Origin of the sequence: Prauserella salsuginis (assembly GCF_024648885.1) — a bacterium.
Lineage (GTDB): Bacteria > Actinomycetota > Actinomycetes > Mycobacteriales > Pseudonocardiaceae > Prauserella > Prauserella salsuginis.
The window spans coordinates 499266-515256 of record NZ_JANBBF010000008.1 but is presented as its reverse complement, the minus strand read 5'-3'; the positions used below and the strand labels follow the sequence as shown (position 1 = coordinate 515256).

Here is a 15991-nt window from a genome sequence, read left to right as displayed (position 1 = left end):
GGATGTCACGCGCACGGATGAGTGCAGCCGCCCGGTCGGCGGCGTATCGCCCTTCAGGGCCGGGTCACGGTGTGACCTCGTCGTTCGTGACGCGCGGGCCGCGTGTGGCGGCTGGGACGCAGGTGGTGATCCGGTTACCGTGGGGACATGGCGAGTGGGTCGGTGACGAAAGGCCGAGGCGGCGCGGCGCGCGGATCAGGCAGCTCCGGCGCCAAGTCCGGCGGATCCCGGCGCTCGGGCGCCGGTTCCGGGGCCCGCGGCTCCGGCGGCGGGACGGGCGGCGGGACGAAGCGTGCCTCGTCGTCGCGCACCAGGGCCGCGTCGTCGTCCCGCACCCCGGCGAGGAAACCCGCCGCGGGCGGAAAAGGTGCCGCGGCCAGGTCCGGGGCGAAGGGCCGCTCGGGCGGCAACGCGGGCTCGGCCGTCCGCGGAGGCTGGAACCTCGCGGCGAAGGCCGTCGGCGGCCTGGCCCGCACGGTCGGCCGGACCCGCGACCTGGAACCGGAACACCGCCGGGACGGGCTCGCGCTCGGCCTGATCGCCCTGGCGCTCATCACGGCCGTGGGTGTGCTGTGGGAGAGCGCGGGACCGGTCGGTGAGATCGTCACGATCGGCATGCGCACGGTCTTCGGCGCCGGTTCGGTGGCGATTCCGCTCGTGCTGCTCGTGCTCGCCGTGGCACTGATGCGCTCGGAGCCGAATCCGGAGACGCGTCCGCGCCGGGTCATCGGCATGCTGCTGATGGGCCTGGCGGTGCTGGGACTGCTGCACCTGATCAACGCGCGCCCGCAGGGGCACGAAGGACTCATGTACGCCGGCGGCGGGCTCGGCTGGTTCTCGGGCGACCTGCTCGCCCGCGGCGTCACGGTGTGGGTGGCCGCTCCGCTGCTCGTGCTGGCGCTGGTGTTCGGGGTCCTCGTGTTCACGGGAACCCCGGTGCGCGACATTCCGCGGCGGCTCAGTGAATGGGGTGCCGAGCCCGACGACGACGGCGACGCGTTCGAAGTCGACGGCGAGACGGCACGGGGCCGCGGCGGCGCGGATCCGGTGGCAGAGGGCGACCCGTCGGCGGTGCGGTTGCGCAAGCCGTCGCGACGGCGGCAGTCCGCGTCGGGGGCGGCGTCGACACTGGACGAGATGCTCGACGGCGAGGCCGCCGACACGGCTGCGTCCGAGGCGGCCGAGCAGAGCGCGACGGCGGCGTCCGGGGCCCGGCCGAAGAGCGCGGACAAGGCCGTCGACAAGAGCGCGGACAAGGCCGCGGAGAAGACCGGTGGCAAGGCCGCGGCCAAGGCGGAGGCGAAGTCCGACGCCGCGCAGGCCGAGCCCGCGCTGGCGATCACACGCACCGTCGACGGCGACTACACCCTGCCGCCGCCGGACCTGCTGACCCTCGGCGACCCGCCGAAGGCCCGCAGCAAGGTCAACGACGCCATGATCGAGTCGATCACGGGTGTGCTGGAACAGTTCAACATCGATGCGCAGGTCACCGGCTTCGTCCGCGGTCCGACGGTGACGCGCTACGAGGTGGAACTCGGCCCCGGCGTGAAGGTCGAGAAGATCACGGCGCTGACGAAGAACATCGCCTACGCCGTGGCCACCGACAACGTCCGGTTGCTCGCGCCGATCCCCGGCAAGTCGGCCGTCGGGATCGAGGTGCCCAACTCCGACCGCGAGATGGTCCGGCTCGGTGACGTTCTCCGGTCGTCCAAGGCCGGCAAGGACACGCACCCGATGGTGATCGGTCTCGGCAAGGACATCGAAGGCGACTTCGTGACCGCGAACCTCACGAAGATGCCGCACCTGCTCGTCGCCGGTTCCACCGGTTCCGGTAAGTCGAGCTTCGTCAACTCGATGCTCGTTTCGCTGCTGGCACGGTCGACGCCCGACGAGTGCCGGATGATCCTCATCGACCCGAAGATGGTCGAGCTGACGCCGTACGAGGGCATCCCGCACCTGATCACGCCCATCATCACCCAGCCGAAGAAGGCGGCGGCCGCGCTGGCGTGGCTGGTGGAGGAGATGGAGCAGCGCTACCAGGACATGCAGGCCAACCGGGTGCGCCACATCGACGACTTCAACGCCAAGGTGCGCTCCGGGGAGATCACGGCACCGCCCGGCAGCGAACGCGAGTACCGGCCGTACCCGTACATCCTCGCCATCGTCGACGAGCTCGCCGACCTGATGATGACCGCGCCCCGGGACGTCGAGGACGCGATCGTGCGCATCACGCAGAAGGCACGTGCCGCCGGTATCCACCTCGTGCTGGCGACCCAGCGGCCGTCGGTGGACGTCGTCACCGGTCTGATCAAGACGAACGTGCCCTCGCGGCTGGCGTTCGCCACGTCGTCGCTGACCGACTCGCGCGTCATCCTCGACCAGCCGGGCGCCGAGAAGCTGATCGGCATGGGTGACGGTCTGTACCTGCCGATGGGCGCCGGCAAGACGATCCGCATCCAGGGCTCGTTCATCGGCGACGACGAGATCCAGTCGGTTGTCGACTTCACCAAGCAGCAGGCCGAGCCCGAGTACACCGAGGGCGTCACCCAGGCCAAGGCCGACGAGAAGAAGCAGATCGACGAGGACATCGGCGACGATCTCGACGTGCTGCTGCAGGCCACCGAACTCGTCGTCACCTCACAGTTCGGGTCGACCTCGATGCTGCAGCGCAAGCTCCGCGTCGGGTTCGCCAAGGCCGGGCGGCTGATGGACCTGCTCGAAAGCAGAGGTGTCGTCGGACCGTCCGAGGGTTCGAAGGCCAGGGACGTGCTCGTCAAGCCCGACGATCTGCCCGCGACGCTCGCGTTCATCCGCGGTGACGACCCGCCGCAGACCGACGACGAGCCGTCCTCCGAGGAGTGATGCCCCCGGGGGCGCTGAATGCCCCAAGGGCACCTTCGGGGTATTCAGCGCCCCCGGGGCCCTTCGGGGCGCGCGTGCGGCCGCGAGTGTCAGCTCGCGCCGAACTGGCGGACCGCCTGGTAGTAGGTCCAGGCCGCCGCGTTGCACGCCGACGCGCTGCCGCACTGGTGCCGCATGTCGGTGTAGAAGTTGTCGTCGATCCGCAGCCGCGCGGCCTCGGTGAACCGGCCCTGTCGCTTGTAGTTGCGGTAGCCGAAGTCGTGGCGGTGACAGGCCGGGGTGAAGTCGTAGCCCAGCGGCCGGTCGGGTGACCAGGAACAGGCGTCGGACGACCAGTCGAGCTGGTCGGGGTAGGGCTGCTGGGCGCGGATCGCGCCGAACTGCGACAGTGAGGTGTCGAACAGGTACTGGTCGGTGATCGCGGGGGCGTCCATCGCCTGGGCGGCGGGTGCTCCGACGACGACGGCCGCCGCGACGGCGGACGAGGCGACGACGCCGCGCAGGGCGCGTTTCAGGGACGCGGAGGTCATACCGGGTGCTCCTCACGGTCGCGGGTGACAGCGAGGAACAGTGTCGCGGGAAGTGGTATGGACCACTACCGCTCTCGGTGGGACGGACGGTGAACGTTCGGCTACGTATCCGGTGACGGAGCGTCATCCCCACACGTCCTGGGGCCGCTGCGGCGACCGACGGCAGCGTTCGGCGCGGGGTCCTGCGCCGTGGGGTCAGAGTTCGAGGAGCATGCGGGTGTTGCCGAGGGTGTTGGGCTTGACGAACGGCAGGTCGAGGAACTCGGCGACACCCGTGTCGGGGGAGCGGCGCATCTCCTCGTAGACCTCCTCGGGGACGGGTGCGCCGTCGATGGCGCGGAAGCCGTGCCTGCTGAAGAAGTCGGTCTCGAACGTCAGCACGAACAGGCGGGGCAGGCCGAGTCTGCGCGCGAGGTCGATCAGCGCCGACACCAGCGCGTGCCCGATGCCGTGGCCGCGGGCGGCGCGATCGACCGCCACGGTGCGGATCTCGGCGAGGTCCTCCCACAGCACGTGCAGGGCGCCGCAGCCGACGACCTCGCCATCCAGCTCGGCGACCCAGAATTCCTGCACGGCCTCGTAGAGCGTGACCAGGTCCTTCTCGAGGAGCACCTTGCCCGCGTCCGCGTCGACGAGGCGTTTGATCTCGGCGACATCGGCGATACGGGCACGGCGAATGATCGGTGACTCCACCGCACAAACGCTAGCGGCCGGGTTGCGCGGACACGTCGATGGCCTGGTCGTTACTCTTGTCGAGATGTCTTCCGCAGATTCCTCGCCCGGCCGCAGGGTGTCCCTGCTGACCCTGGGCTGCTCCCGTAACGAGGTCGACTCCGAGGAACTCGCGGGGCGACTCGCCGCGGGAGGCTGGGAACTGGCGGGCGATCCAGAGGGCAGCGACGTCGTCGTGGTCAACACGTGCGGCTTCGTCGAGTCGGCGAAGAAGGATTCGGTGGACACGCTGCTGGCCGCGTCCGACACGGGTGCGAAGGTCGTGGCCGTCGGCTGCATGGCGGAACGTTACGGCGAACAGCTCGCCGAGAGCCTGCCGGAGGCCGACGCGGTACTGGGCTTCGACCATTACGCGAACCTCGCCGAGCGGCTCGACGACGTCGCCGCGGGCAAGCAGGTCGCCTCGCACACGCCGGCGGACCGTAGGAAGCTGCTGCCGATCAGTCCCGTCGAACGGCCCGCCGCGGCCGAGGACGTCGCGGTGCCCGGCCACACTGGCTGGGGTCCCCGTGTGCTGCGCTCGCGGCTCGACGACGCGCCGGTCGCGTCGCTGAAGATCGCCTCCGGATGTGACCGTCGGTGCTCGTTCTGCGCGATCCCGTCGTTCCGGGGTTCGTTCGTCTCCCGTCACCCCGATGAGATCGTGGCCGAGGCCGCATGGCTGGCCACACAGGGCGCGCGCGAACTGTTCCTGGTCAGCGAGAACTCGACGTCCTACGGCAAGGATCTCGGGCGTGAGTTGGGCGGCACGCGGGCGTTGGAGGCGCTGCTGCCGCGGCTGGCCGGTGTCGAGGGCATCGAGCGCGTGCGCGTGTCGTACCTGCAGCCCGCCGAGACACGTCCCGACCTGGTCAGGGCGATCGCCACGACACCGGGTGTCGCCGACTACTTCGACCTGTCGTTCCAGCATTCCAGCGAGTCCGTACTGCGGCGGATGCGGCGATTCGGGTCCACCGACTCGTTCCTGGCGCTGGTGGACCAGATTCGCGAGTACGCACCCGAGGCGGGCATCCGCACCAACGTCATCGTGGGATTCCCCGGCGAGACCGAGGACGACGTGGCCGAACTGGAGCGCTTCCTGACGGGAGCTCGCCTGGACGCCGTCGGGGTGTTCGGGTACTCCGACGAGGACGGCACCGAGGCCGAGGGCTACGACGGCAAACTCGACGAGGACGTGATCGCCGAGCGCGTCGCGCGGATATCGGCACTGGTCGAGGAGCTGACGGCCCAGCGGGCGGAGGACCGGATCGGCACCGTCGTCGACGTGCTCGTCGAACAGTCGGGCGACGACTCCGAGGACGAGGTCACCGGGCGCGCCGCCCACCAGGCACCCGAGGTCGACGGCGAGTGCGTCGTGCTCGGCGCAGGGAGTGTCGAGCGGGGTGAGCTGATCCGCTGCGAGGTGGTCGACACGGCCGGTGTCGATCTGATCGTGCGCCCGGCAGGGCCTGCCGGCGGTGAGGACGCAGCGCCGTGACCGGCGCAGCCGGAGGCGACGGTGCCTCGGGGGCTGCGGGCGGTTCCGGTCCGGCCGACGGGGCTGCGCAGCCGAGCACGGTGCCGGTGCCCACGTTGAACATCGCCAACCTGCTGACGATCTCGCGGCTGGTGCTGGTGCCGCTGTTCGTCGTCGCCCTGTTCGCGAGCAGCGCCGGCGAGGCCGAGGGCGACAGCGGTGAGATGTGGCGGTACGTCGCGGCGGCGCTGTTCGCGCTCGCGGCGCTCACCGACAACGTCGACGGCTGGGTCGCCCGCAAGTACGACCTCATCACCGATTTCGGCAAGATCGCCGATCCGATCGCCGACAAGGCGCTGATCGGTGCCGCACTGGTCGGGCTGAGCATGCTCGGCGAGCTGTCGTGGTGGGTGACGATCGTGATCGCCGTCAGGGAACTGGGTGTCACCCTGCTGCGATTCTGGGTGATCCGGCGCGGGGTGATCCCGGCGAGCCGCGGCGGCAAGGCCAAGACCCTTGCCCAGGTCGTCGCCATCGGGCTGTTCCTGCTGCCGTTGCCTGCGGTATTGGACGTGGTGAGCTGGGCGGTGCTGGTCGCGGCACTGGTGCTGACGGTCGCGACCGGCCTCGACTACGTCGTGCGTGCGCTGCGCCTGCGCGCGAGCACCTCGGGAGGGGACTCGTGACCGGCGGGTGTGTGGTGATCGGCAGGCGTTCGTGACGGAGCAGGGCGGACTGTCGCGGCGGGTCGTCGAGCTGTTGACAGATGCGGGGCAGACGGTCGCCGCGGCCGAGTCACTGACGGCGGGCCTGGTGTGCGCGACCCTGGCCGAGGTGCCGGGCTCGAGCGCGGTGTTGCGGGGCGGCCTGGTCGTGTACGCGACGGAACTCAAGCACGAGCTGGCCGGTGTGTCGGCGTCGTTGCTGGAGGCCGAGGGCGCGGTGCATCCCGAGGTGGCGGCGCAGTTGGCGGCCGGGGCGCGGCGGCGGTGCGGAGCCGATTGGGGGCTCGGACTGACCGGTGTCGCAGGTCCGGCGGCCCAGGACGGGGTGGCTCCGGGAACGGTGCACGTCGCCGTGTGTGGTCCTGACGGCCGCCACGCCCGGACGTTGCAGCTCGCGGGGGACCGCGACGCGGTGCGTACCGGTGCGGTCGGCGGGGTTCTCCTCCTGCTCGCGGAACAACTGGGCTGATGCCGGCGTTGTACCTGGACACAGCCCGCCCGGACGTTCCGGGTGCGGATGCCGACGATCGTCGCCGACGTCGTGGTGACGCCCGGTCCGGGTGGCCGGTCGTTCGCCGATGGCGGACGGGCCGCGCTAATCACTGTGCGGTGTCGGTCCCGGTCGGTACCGTGGGCGGTGGTTGAAGGGAGGCGCGTGATGACCGTGCTGCTACGTGAGGCGATCGGTGACCGGCTCCGCCATGCCCGGACCACGAGGCAGCGGACGCTGCGTGACATCTCGCGCGTCGCGAGGGTGAGCCTGGGATACCTGTCCGAAGTCGAACGCGGGCAGAAGGAGGCGTCCAGCGAGCTGCTCGCCTCGATCTGCGAGGCTCTGGATCTTCCCCTGTCGGATCTGCTGGTCAGCGTCGCCGGTGACGTCTCCGCGCTGGACAGCGTGGACACCGTCGGGGGCGTGGACGGGCCCGTCGAACCCGCTGTCGACGGCACGGACGCACCGGCCGACCGAGGGGTCGACGTCGGCGAGGCGCACGCGAGCGCCGCGAGCGGCCGTGAGGGGTTCGAGGGCGGTTCGCTCGTGACGGGCCCCGTCGGCGACGAGCTGACCGACCTCCAGCTGTCGCCGGTGCTGCGCACGACGATCCATCAGCCCGAGGCGAAGGCCGCGCTGGTGGCCTGAGTCCGATCACCTGCCGAGATCATCCGTTCGTTCGGTGGAGGCCGGTGAAAACCCCGAAATCCTTCGGGGTCTTGTGGAACGACCGCGGTCGACCTGACACGATGGAACCCAACACCGGGGGTTGCACGTTGCCAGGTCGACGGCCAGCGGTGACAACACCGGACCAGTAAGCCCGTGGGACGTGGAGAAGGCAGGCGGAAAGATGGCCAACCCTTTCGTGAAGGCATGGAAGTACCTGATGGCGGCGTTTTCGGCGAAGGTCGATGAGAACGCCGACCCGAAGGTGCAGATCCAGCAGGCCATCGAGGAGGCGCAGCGCAACCACCAGCAGCTGTCGCAGCAGGCCGCCTCGGTGATCGGTAACCAGCGGCAGCTGGAGATGAAGCTGAACCGCCAGCTCGGCGAGGTGGAGAAGCTGCAGTCGTCGACCCGTCAGGCGCTCACGCTGGCCGAGGAGGCCCGCGCCCGCGGTGACGAGCAGAAGGCGCAGGAGTACGAGACGGCCGCGGAGGGTTTCGCCGCCCAGCTGGTCACCGCCGAGCAGAGCATCGAGGACCTCAAGACGCTGCACGACCAGGCGCTGCAGGCCGCCGACCAGGCGAAGCAGGCCGTCGAGCGCAACGCCAGCATGCTGCAGCAGAAGCTGGCCGAGCGCACCAAGCTGATGTCGCAGCTCGAGCAGGCCAAGATGCAGGAGCAGGTCTCCGCGTCCCTGAACCAGATGACCGAGCTGGCCGCCCCGGGCAACACGCCGTCGCTGGAAGAGGTCCGTGACAAGATCGAGAAGCGGTACACCACGGCCGTAGGATCGGCCGAGCTGGCGCAGAACTCGGTGCAGGGCCGCATGATGGAGGTCCAGCATTCGACGACGCAGCTCGCCGGGCACAACCGGCTGGAACAGATCCGTGCGTCGATGGGCGGCGGGGCCGTGGCAGGCGAGGTGACCGACGGTGCCACCACGTCCGGTACGTCGTCGGCGGGCGCCGCGCAGCCTGCAGCCACCGGTTCGGACATCCAGAAGGAGATCCAGCAGCGCGTGCAGGCCGAACAGCAGAAGAACCAGGCCTGATAGCGGCCGGATCGGGCCGGTTCACGAGCTTTCCGGGAGGCGGTCATGGCGGGGAAGTCGGGCAGACGAGATTTCAGCGAGCTGACGGCGAAGCTCGGTAAGCACGTTGAACGACTGCCCGACTACGCGCAGAAGGCCCAGGAGAAGGTTCAGAAGTACCTGCCGCCGGAGGACCAGCGGGCATCCGGCAGTGCGGACCGCGCGTCGGATCGGGACGGTGACCGGACCGGAAGGTCCGACGGTGCGCGCACTGGCGGGCCACCCGCGCCGCGCCCGAAGGTGGACCTCACGGTCGTCACCGACGTCCGTGACAAGCTCGCCGCCTGGAACTCTCCCGAAGCCAAACACGCCCGGCGGGTGCGCTGGACGCGCCGAGCCTTCACGTTGTGGGCGATGCTGACGCTGCTGGCCGTGCTGTGGGCGGTCGCCGGGTACTTCGGCGTCATCGGGGCGTACGAGGGCGTCGAAGGTGCCCTGACCGGTGCGGCCGGCACGGTCGTGTTCGGCGCACTGGCCGTGTCGTCCGGTACGAAACTGCGCAGACTCGGCAAGGTCGAACCGCCGCGGCCCGATCCGGCGTCGATGTTGCCGCCCACCGGTTCGGCTGCGCGGGCGCCGATGGAGAAGCTCGTCGACAGCGAGCGGACGCTCACGGACCTGCTCGACCAGCTGGCCACACCGCAGCACGGTGCGCCCTCGGGCGCGACCGGCTTCGACGTCGAGGATGCGCGGGCCACGGCGATGGACGCCTCGGCGGCGCTGCGGGGGCTCGCGGCTCGTCTCGAATCGATCGAACGCGCGCGGGACGCCGCGCCGGCACGGGAACGGGACGGCCTGGACTCGGCGGTGACGGCACTGCGCGAGCAGCTCGACGAGGGCCTCGAGGGGTACGGCGCGCTCGTCGCCGCGGCCGGCAGGGCCGTCGCGGCGAGCAGCGACGGCGCGAGCCCGGCGAAGGATGCACTCACCGACGCGACCGACCGGCTCGCCGGTCTCGCCGTTGCGTTGCGCGAGCTGTCCTGAGCGAACCCGGCGCTCCGGCGCCGGAGGCCGCGCCCGACCTCGGACTCAGTGCACGTCGCGCCACCGTGCGTGCTCCGCGGCGAGACTCCGGTTGATGGAGCGCACCACCGACGGGCCGTGCAACGCCAGTGCCGTGTACAGCTGCACCAACGCGGCGCCCGCGTCGAGCATCGCCTCGGCGTCGGCCGGCCCGCCGATCCCGCCGACCCCGATGATCGGCAGCGCGCCGCCGGTGCGCGTGTGGACGAATCGCACCACCTCGCGGGCTCGCCGCGTGAGCGGGCTGCCGGAGAGCCCGCCGGTCTCGGCCGCTGCCGCGGCGTCGGCGTCCGCCAGGCCGTCGCGGCCGAGCGTGGTGTTGGTGGCGATGACCCCGGCGACGCCGTGGTCGGTGCACACCTGCAACAGTTCTCCCAGCGCGGCGTCGGTCAGATCGGGCGCGACCTTCACCAGCAACGGCGTCGTGGGGGCGAGATCGCGCAGTGCGGCGAGGATCTCGGTGAGGGAATCGCGGTCCTGCAGGCTGCGCAGGCCCGGCGTGTTGGGCGAACTGACGTTGATCGCGACGTAGTCGGCGAACGGGTGCAGGGCGCGCAGGGACGTCTCGTAATCGGCCACGGCCTCGTCGATCGGCGTGACCTTCGACTTGCCGATGCTGATCCCCAGCGGGACGTCCGGTGTGCCGTCACGGGCCAGCCGCGCCGCGAGTGCCTCGGCGCCCGCGTTGTTGAAGCCCATGCGGTTGATCACCGCGTCGCTCGCGGGGAGCGTGAACAGTCGCGGCCGGGGATTGCCCGGCTGGGCACGTCCGGTGACGGTGCCGACCTCGACGAACGAGAACCCGAGCGCGGGCCAGGCGTGCAGTGCCCGCCCGTCCTTGTCCATGCCCGCGGCCAGCCCGACGCGGCCGGGAAACCGAACTCCGAAGGCGGTGACCGGCGTGTCGGCCGCGTAGGTGCGCCGCAGTGCCGCCCGGACCGGGGCGGGCGCGGAACTCAGCAGGCCGAGCGCACGAACGGTGCGTTCGTGTACCTGCTCGGCGTCGCCGCCGTGCAGCCGATACAACGCGGGCCGGAGCAGACTGTCGAAGAGCACGGCTGTTCATGGTGCCGCATGTGTGCGCGGGCCGCCCGCGCCGGGCCGCCGGGAGCGGCGGAGAGCACAGGGACGGCCGTAGGTCACCGGTACGGTGGCAGGGCGCAGGGGTACAGCAGGTCCGGGACACGGAAACACGGCGAAGCCGGCCGGACACGGCTGAGCCGGGGTGCAGCAGCGCGGCGCGCAGCAGCGGCCGTTGCCGCCCAGCAGAGCTGTGGGACACAGCGGAGGCCGTGGGACACAGAAAGATGCTGGTGGGACACGGCCAAGCCGGGCAGCCCCCGGTGCGTCGGCCGGGGTTTCCCGGTGCCGCGGGCGGAGCCACTCGCCGATCTCGGTCGGCGGGTGCGGAATGGGGAAACCCCCGATGCGACTCCCGGACGTCGTCAGCCGTCCGGGCCCGTGGTGGACCGGTCCTCGGGAGCATCGGGGGCCGGTGACCGCCTGGTATTCGCCGGGCGGCACGCGGTGGTCCGCATACCGTCCTAGCGGACGGCCACCTCACGAGTCCTGTAGTTCTTCACTGTCGGACCACCTCCTTTCTCGTGTACCCGCCACGCTAGGCGCGTGCGGTCGTGTCCGGCAACGTGTTTTTCCGGCGGCGCGTGGACACGGCTCGCCGGCGGCCGGTTCCGGTGCTACGGGGAGCCGCGCCGTCACGGGACGCGCTGAACCCCCCGAGCCTTCGCGTGCCCCCACGGTTCGGTGTGACCGGACATGGCGCGGTGTCATCAAGGAAGGCGCCGGTCACCAAGGAAGGCGCCGGTCACCAGGGGAGGCGCGGGTCGCGAGGGGAGGCGCGGGAGTCAGCGGTGCGGTACGGGGCCGTGTTGGCATCGCGGGCAGAACCAGGTCGGTCGGCGTTCGATGCCGGCGCCCTGGTCGGCCACCCGGACGGGGCCGCCGCAGCGGAAACAGCCCTGGCGGGTGCGTTCGTACACCCAGGTGCGCCTGCCTCGGGCGAGGTCGCCGGTGGTGCTCTGTTCCCAGCGTGTCGCATTGGCGCGCAACAGCCGCCGTGCCAGGGCGACGGCGGCGGCTACGTCTACATCGGACACCGGGGTCCACGGTGTGACGCCCAACCGGAAGCAGATCTCGACCTTGTACAGGTTCCCGATGCCGGCCACTGCGGTCTGGTCGAGCAGGGCGCTGCCGATCTCGCGTCCGGGGTCGGCGGTCAGTGCGGCGACGGCGCGTGCGGTGTGGTCGTCGGTCCATTCCGGATCGAGCAGGTCGGGCCCGAGTCGGCCGACCCAGCGATGCTCGTCCGATGTGGACAGCAGGGCCAGGTCGTGCACTCGCACGCCGACGGTTTCGACGTCGCCGGCGGCCAGCACGACGCGCACCTGATGGGCGGGTACGCCCCAACGGCGGCCGGAGGGGTACGTGCGCCAGGCGCCGTCCATGCGCAGGTGGCTGTGCAGGCTCAGCTCACGGCCGGCGCCGTCGGCGCGGCGGCGGGAGCCGTGGGGTACGCCGCGGAACCGGAAGAACAGGTGCTTGCCCACCGTGCGCACGCCGGCGAACTCGGATCCGGCGAGGTCGGCGGTAGCCAGGGACGGGACGCGGAAATCCGTTCTCGTCAGTGTGCGCCCGGTCAGTGCGCGGCCGACCAGCGCGCCGGTGAGGAAGACGGTGTCGCCCTCGGGCACGGTTCACGCCGAGTCGGGCTGGGCGGAGGGGTCGTCGGCCGCACCGGGGAGGCGGTGCCGGCCCGCGCGGCTGGAGCGCAGGATCTTGGCCAGCACCATGTTGAACGTCAGCCCGATCTCGTGTGCGCCGGGGGATTTCCACTCGTGGATCGGCAGACAGGCGCCCTGGGCCTGTTGGATCGCGAGCCGGTCGGGGATGGCCGTGGGCATGACGGACCGGCCGAACGTCTCCCGTAGTTCTTCCACGCGGTAGTGGTGTTCGTACGAGCGCGGGCGCATCCGGTTCACCAGGACGCCCGCCGACTGCAACCGCGGGTTCGGGCCTTGCCGGACGGCCTCGATCGCCTCGAACGCGCGCTCGGCTCCCGACACGGCGTACATGGTGGGCTCGGTCACCAGCAGAGCCGTGTCGGCGGCCAGCAGTGCCGACCGGGTGAGCCTGCCCAGTGACGGCGGGCAGTCGAGGATCGCCACCTCGTACGGCCGTTCGCCCTGTGGCCGGGCGCGGAGCTGCTCGAGCGCGCGGGCGAGGTTGTCCAGCCGCCTGCTGTCGGGGCCGGGCTCGTTGAGCAGCTCCAGGTCCTCGGAGCTGACGAGGACGTCCAGTTCGGGACTCCAGCTGCTGGGGGCGAGTGCATCGGCGATGACCGCGTCGCGTGGCGTGTCCAGCACCGCGGTCAGGGAGGCCGTCGTCATCGGCGGGTTGAGGGTGGCCGTGGCGTTGCCCTGCGGGTCCAGGTCCGCGACCAGCGTGCGGGCGCCCCGGCGCAGCGCGGCGGAGGCCAGCCCGAGGGCGACCGTCGTCTTGCCCACGCCTCCCTTGAGACTCAGTACCGCGACCGTATGCACGCGCCCAGCGTATCGGCTCGCGGAGTGTCACGGGGTGGCGCCGCGATCACGGGGGAGATCCCTCACTCGGGTGGCGGTCGGCCGCGGGGCGTCGTCGGCGGCGTGTCCCGGTGGCGGGGCGCGCGGGCCCGGACCGCCGTGACTACGCTGGGCGCCCATGCGAACGGAGTACGCGGCCGGCCACGGATCCCCGGCCGTACGGCGAGTGCTGGTGGACGAACTGGCGCAGGCGCGCGAGCGAAGGTCCGGCAGGCCGCGGGTGATCGACGTCGGCGGTGGCACCGGCGGCTGGGCGGTCCCGCTGGCCGGGCAGGGCTGTGACGTGACGGTCGTCGAGCCGAATCCGGATGCCGTCGCCACACTCCGCCGCCGGGCCCGCGAGGTGGGTGCGGACGAACGGATCACCGTGGTGGCCGACGACGTCGACGGGCTGGCCCACCGGGTGCCGGAGGGGTCCGCCGACCTGGTGCTGGCCCACGGTCTGCTCGAGGTGGTCGACGATCCGGCCGCCGCGGTGCGTGCCTTCGCGGCGGTGACCGCACCCGGCGGCGCCGTGTCGGTGCTCGTGGCGAACCGTCACGCCGCGGTGCTGCACCGCGCACTGGCCGGCCGGCTCTCCGAGGCCACGGCCCTGCTCACCGCGCCGGACGGCGTGCTGTCGGGCGATTCGGAGACGGTGCTGCGCCGGTTCGACACCTCCGGCCTGGAAATGCTGCTCGGCGGCGCGGGCCTGGCCGTGGCGTTGATGCAGGGCGACGGCGTGGTCGCCGACGTGGTCCACCAGCTCGATGCCGGCGACGACGGCGCGGACGCCGCCAGGGAGCGGGAGATCACTGAGTTCGAGGACCTGGCCGCCGTGACCCCGCCGCTGCGGGACATCGCGAGCAGGCTGCACGTCCTGGCACGCCGGCCCGGCTGAGGTCTCCGGCCGCGCCGTGACTGCCGGGATCGTCGGTGGCGGCCGCTAGTCTGGCGCCGTGGGACGTAATGCGCAGCTGCCCGGCGGGCACGAGCGGTTCCTGGTGCGCACCGGCACCCCGCGCGAGGCGTCGCCGGACGACACCGGGTGCGGGGTGCTGCATGTCGACATGGACGCCTTCTACGCGGCGGTCGAGTTGCGCAGCCGCCCCGAGCTCGTCGGCAGGCCCGTCGTCGTGGCCGGTGCGGGCCCGCGGTCGGTGGTGCTGTCGGCCACGTACGAGGCGCGGCGCTACGGCGTGCGCTCGGCGATGCCCGCCGCGGCGGCGCGGAAGCTGTGCCCGGACGCGGTGTGGTTGCCGCCCAGCCGGGACGCCTACCGCGAGGTCTCGGACGGTGTCATGGCCCTGTTCCGCGGGATCACGCCGCTGGTGGAACCGCTCAGCCTCGACGAGGCGTTCCTCGACGTGAGCGGTGCGCTGCGCAGGCTGCAGGCGACACCGGCCGACATCGGGGCGCGGATCCGCGAGCGGGTGGCCGCCGACCACGGCATCACCTGCTCGGTCGGTGTCGGGAGGGCGAAGTTCGTCGCCAAGCTCGCATCCGGGATGGCGAAACCCGACGGCATGGTCGTCGTGCCCGCCGCGGAGACCCTGGCGTTCCTGCACCCGCTGCCGGTGTCGGCCCTGTGGGGTGTCGGCAGGCGCACCGAGGAGGCGCTCCGCAGCCACGGTTACGCCACGATCGCCGACGTCGCGGCCGCGCCGGTGGACCGCCTCCGCCGCAGCGTCGGCGCCGCGGCGGGCGAGCACCTGCATGCGCTGGCCCACGGTCATGACGACCGCACGGTGGTGCCGGAGTCGGAGGAGAAGTCGGTCGGTGCCGAGCACACCTTCGACGCCGATGTCCACGATCGTGGGACGTGTGAGCGGGAGCTGCTGCGGTTGGCCCAGCGGGTCGCCGCGACGCTGCGCCGGAAGGGGCTGAAGGGCAGGACGGTGTCGCTGAAGCTGCGGTTCTCCGACTTCCGTACGATCACTCGGGCCCGCACGCTGCCTGCCGCCACCGACGTGGCCCGCGAGATCCACGCCACCGCGACCGAACTGTTGCGTGAGGCCGCGTCCGGCGTGGCGGTGCGCCTCGTGGGGGTACGGGTCGAAGGCCTGACGGCCGGCGACGCCGCGGAACAGCTCAGTTTCGACGCGCCCGAGCCCCGGTGGCGCGATGCCGAGGTCGCGGCCGACGACGCACGATCGCGATTCGGGGCCGGGGCCGTGCGGCCGGCGTCCCTGTTGTCACCCGATGAGAGGTGATGTCGGTCGCGTTCCGTGCCCGTCCGGCGACGGCCGGAGGTCGCCGCAGGAAACACTGCGGCTGGAAGGGGAGATCGGGTAGTCGCCGACGCGCGGTGCTCGTATCCTGGAGTCTGACACCCCGACCGGGGCTGTCAGGGTCCACGTTTAAATGCGGTCCGGTGCCGCCAGGTGGCGCCGGGAAGCGCTGTGCCGGAGGAGGAAAGATGCCACTCTCCGAGCATGAGCAGCGGCTGCTCGATCAGATCGAGCGCGAGCTCTATGCCGAGGACCCCAAGTTCGCATCGTCGGTACGCGGCGCGAAGGTACGCCGCCCGAAGCGGGGCAGGCGCCTGCAGGGCGCCGCGCTGTTCGTGGTGGGCATCGGCCTGCTCGTGCTCGGCGTCGTCGTGCCGGTGCGGGTGGCCGAGATCCCGCTGATCAGCGTGTTCGGCTTCCTGGCGATGTTCTTGGGGGTGGTGCTCGTCGTCACTGCCATGCGAGCAGGTGGGGAGCCGGAGGAGGAATCCGGCAACGGTTCGGGCGGATCCGGTGGCGGTTCGTCCGGTGCCGCTCAACGTCGGCGCAGCTCGTTCTCCCAACGGATGGAGGACCGGCTCCGCCAGCGGTTCGACGACAGATGA

15 protein-coding genes are annotated in these 15991 nt (G+C 71.5%); 10 read left to right on the top strand and 5 right to left on the bottom strand.

All coding sequences use genetic code 11. The features are described 5' to 3' along the window. The first annotated feature begins 147 nt into the window (after positions 1-147). Positions 148-2862: an FtsK/SpoIIIE family DNA translocase gene (locus LY40_RS03840; RefSeq protein ID WP_183786228.1), complete on the top strand. Its 2715-nt coding sequence runs from the start codon at positions 148-150 to the stop codon at positions 2860-2862. An 89-nt stretch (positions 2863-2951) separates the two neighbouring features. Here LY40_RS03840 and LY40_RS03835 read toward each other — a convergent pair whose 3' ends face one another. Together LY40_RS03835 and LY40_RS03830 are read right to left on the bottom strand one after the other, a co-directional pair. Next, entirely contained in the window at positions 2952-3392 is a 441-nt protein-coding gene (locus LY40_RS03835) for a phospholipase (protein WP_258935939.1), read from the bottom strand. A gap of 195 nt (positions 3393-3587) precedes the next feature. Beyond that, a complete protein-coding gene (locus tag LY40_RS03830) occupies positions 3588-4085 on the bottom strand; it encodes an amino-acid N-acetyltransferase (protein WP_183786224.1) in 498 nt (165 codons plus the stop codon). 64 nt (positions 4086-4149) lie between these two features. On the opposite strand from LY40_RS03830, the gene rimO reads away from it, so the two are divergent. The 6 genes from rimO to pspM all read left to right on the top strand — a co-directional run bounded on the left by rimO (position 4150) and on the right by pspM (position 9538). Next, positions 4150-5601 carry a 30S ribosomal protein S12 methylthiotransferase RimO gene (gene rimO, locus LY40_RS03825; protein ID WP_183786222.1) on the top strand — a complete coding sequence of 484 codons (1452 nt, stop codon included), beginning with the start codon at positions 4150-4152 and terminating at the stop codon, positions 5599-5601. Then, positions 5598-6266 carry a CDP-diacylglycerol--glycerol-3-phosphate 3-phosphatidyltransferase gene (gene pgsA, locus LY40_RS03820; RefSeq protein ID WP_372497675.1) on the top strand — a complete coding sequence of 223 codons (669 nt, stop codon included), beginning with the start codon at positions 5598-5600 and terminating at the stop codon, positions 6264-6266. Before rimO ends, pgsA begins: the two co-directional genes overlap by 4 nt. A gap of 31 nt (positions 6267-6297) precedes the next feature. Beyond that, positions 6298-6774, top strand: a complete 477-nt coding sequence (locus tag LY40_RS03815) for a CinA family protein (RefSeq protein WP_258935938.1) — start codon at positions 6298-6300, stop codon at positions 6772-6774. Between the two features lie 189 nt (positions 6775-6963). Then, complete coding sequence (locus LY40_RS03810) at positions 6964-7446, top strand: helix-turn-helix domain-containing protein (protein WP_183786218.1); 483 nt, start codon at positions 6964-6966, stop codon at positions 7444-7446. Positions 7447-7648: 202 nt separating this feature from the next. Then, entirely contained in the window at positions 7649-8515 is an 867-nt protein-coding gene (locus LY40_RS03805; RefSeq protein WP_183786216.1) for a PspA/IM30 family protein, read from the top strand. Between the two features lie 45 nt (positions 8516-8560). Continuing rightward, positions 8561-9538 (top strand): phage shock envelope stress response protein PspM, encoded by a 978-nt coding sequence (pspM, locus tag LY40_RS03800; protein ID WP_183786214.1) that lies wholly within the window; start codon positions 8561-8563, stop codon positions 9536-9538. Positions 9539-9583: 45 nt separating this feature from the next. Here pspM and LY40_RS03795 read toward each other — a convergent pair whose 3' ends face one another. The 3 genes from LY40_RS03795 to LY40_RS03785 all read right to left on the bottom strand — a co-directional run bounded on the left by LY40_RS03795 (position 9584) and on the right by LY40_RS03785 (position 13137). Beyond that, entirely contained in the window at positions 9584-10633 is a 1050-nt protein-coding gene (locus LY40_RS03795; protein ID WP_183786212.1) for a quinone-dependent dihydroorotate dehydrogenase, read from the bottom strand. A gap of 809 nt (positions 10634-11442) precedes the next feature. After that, complete coding sequence (locus LY40_RS03790) at positions 11443-12288, bottom strand: DNA-formamidopyrimidine glycosylase family protein (RefSeq protein ID WP_183786210.1); 846 nt, start codon at positions 12286-12288, stop codon at positions 11443-11445. Positions 12289-12291: 3 nt separating this feature from the next. Beyond that, entirely contained in the window at positions 12292-13137 is an 846-nt protein-coding gene (locus LY40_RS03785) for a ParA family protein (RefSeq protein ID WP_183786208.1), read from the bottom strand. A 157-nt stretch (positions 13138-13294) separates the two neighbouring features. Here LY40_RS03785 and LY40_RS03780 point away from each other — a divergent pair, with 157 nt between their 5' ends. From LY40_RS03780 to LY40_RS03770, 3 genes are all read left to right on the top strand, one after another. Beyond that, entirely contained in the window at positions 13295-14056 is a 762-nt protein-coding gene (locus LY40_RS03780; protein WP_258935937.1) for a class I SAM-dependent methyltransferase, read from the top strand. Positions 14057-14114: 58 nt separating this feature from the next. Then, a complete protein-coding gene (locus LY40_RS03775) occupies positions 14115-15368 on the top strand; it encodes a DNA polymerase IV (RefSeq protein WP_183786204.1) in 1254 nt (417 codons plus the stop codon). A gap of 206 nt (positions 15369-15574) precedes the next feature. Then, positions 15575-15991, top strand: coding sequence for an SCO2097 family morphological protein (locus LY40_RS03770; RefSeq protein WP_183786202.1), 417 nt, complete (start codon positions 15575-15577; stop codon positions 15989-15991).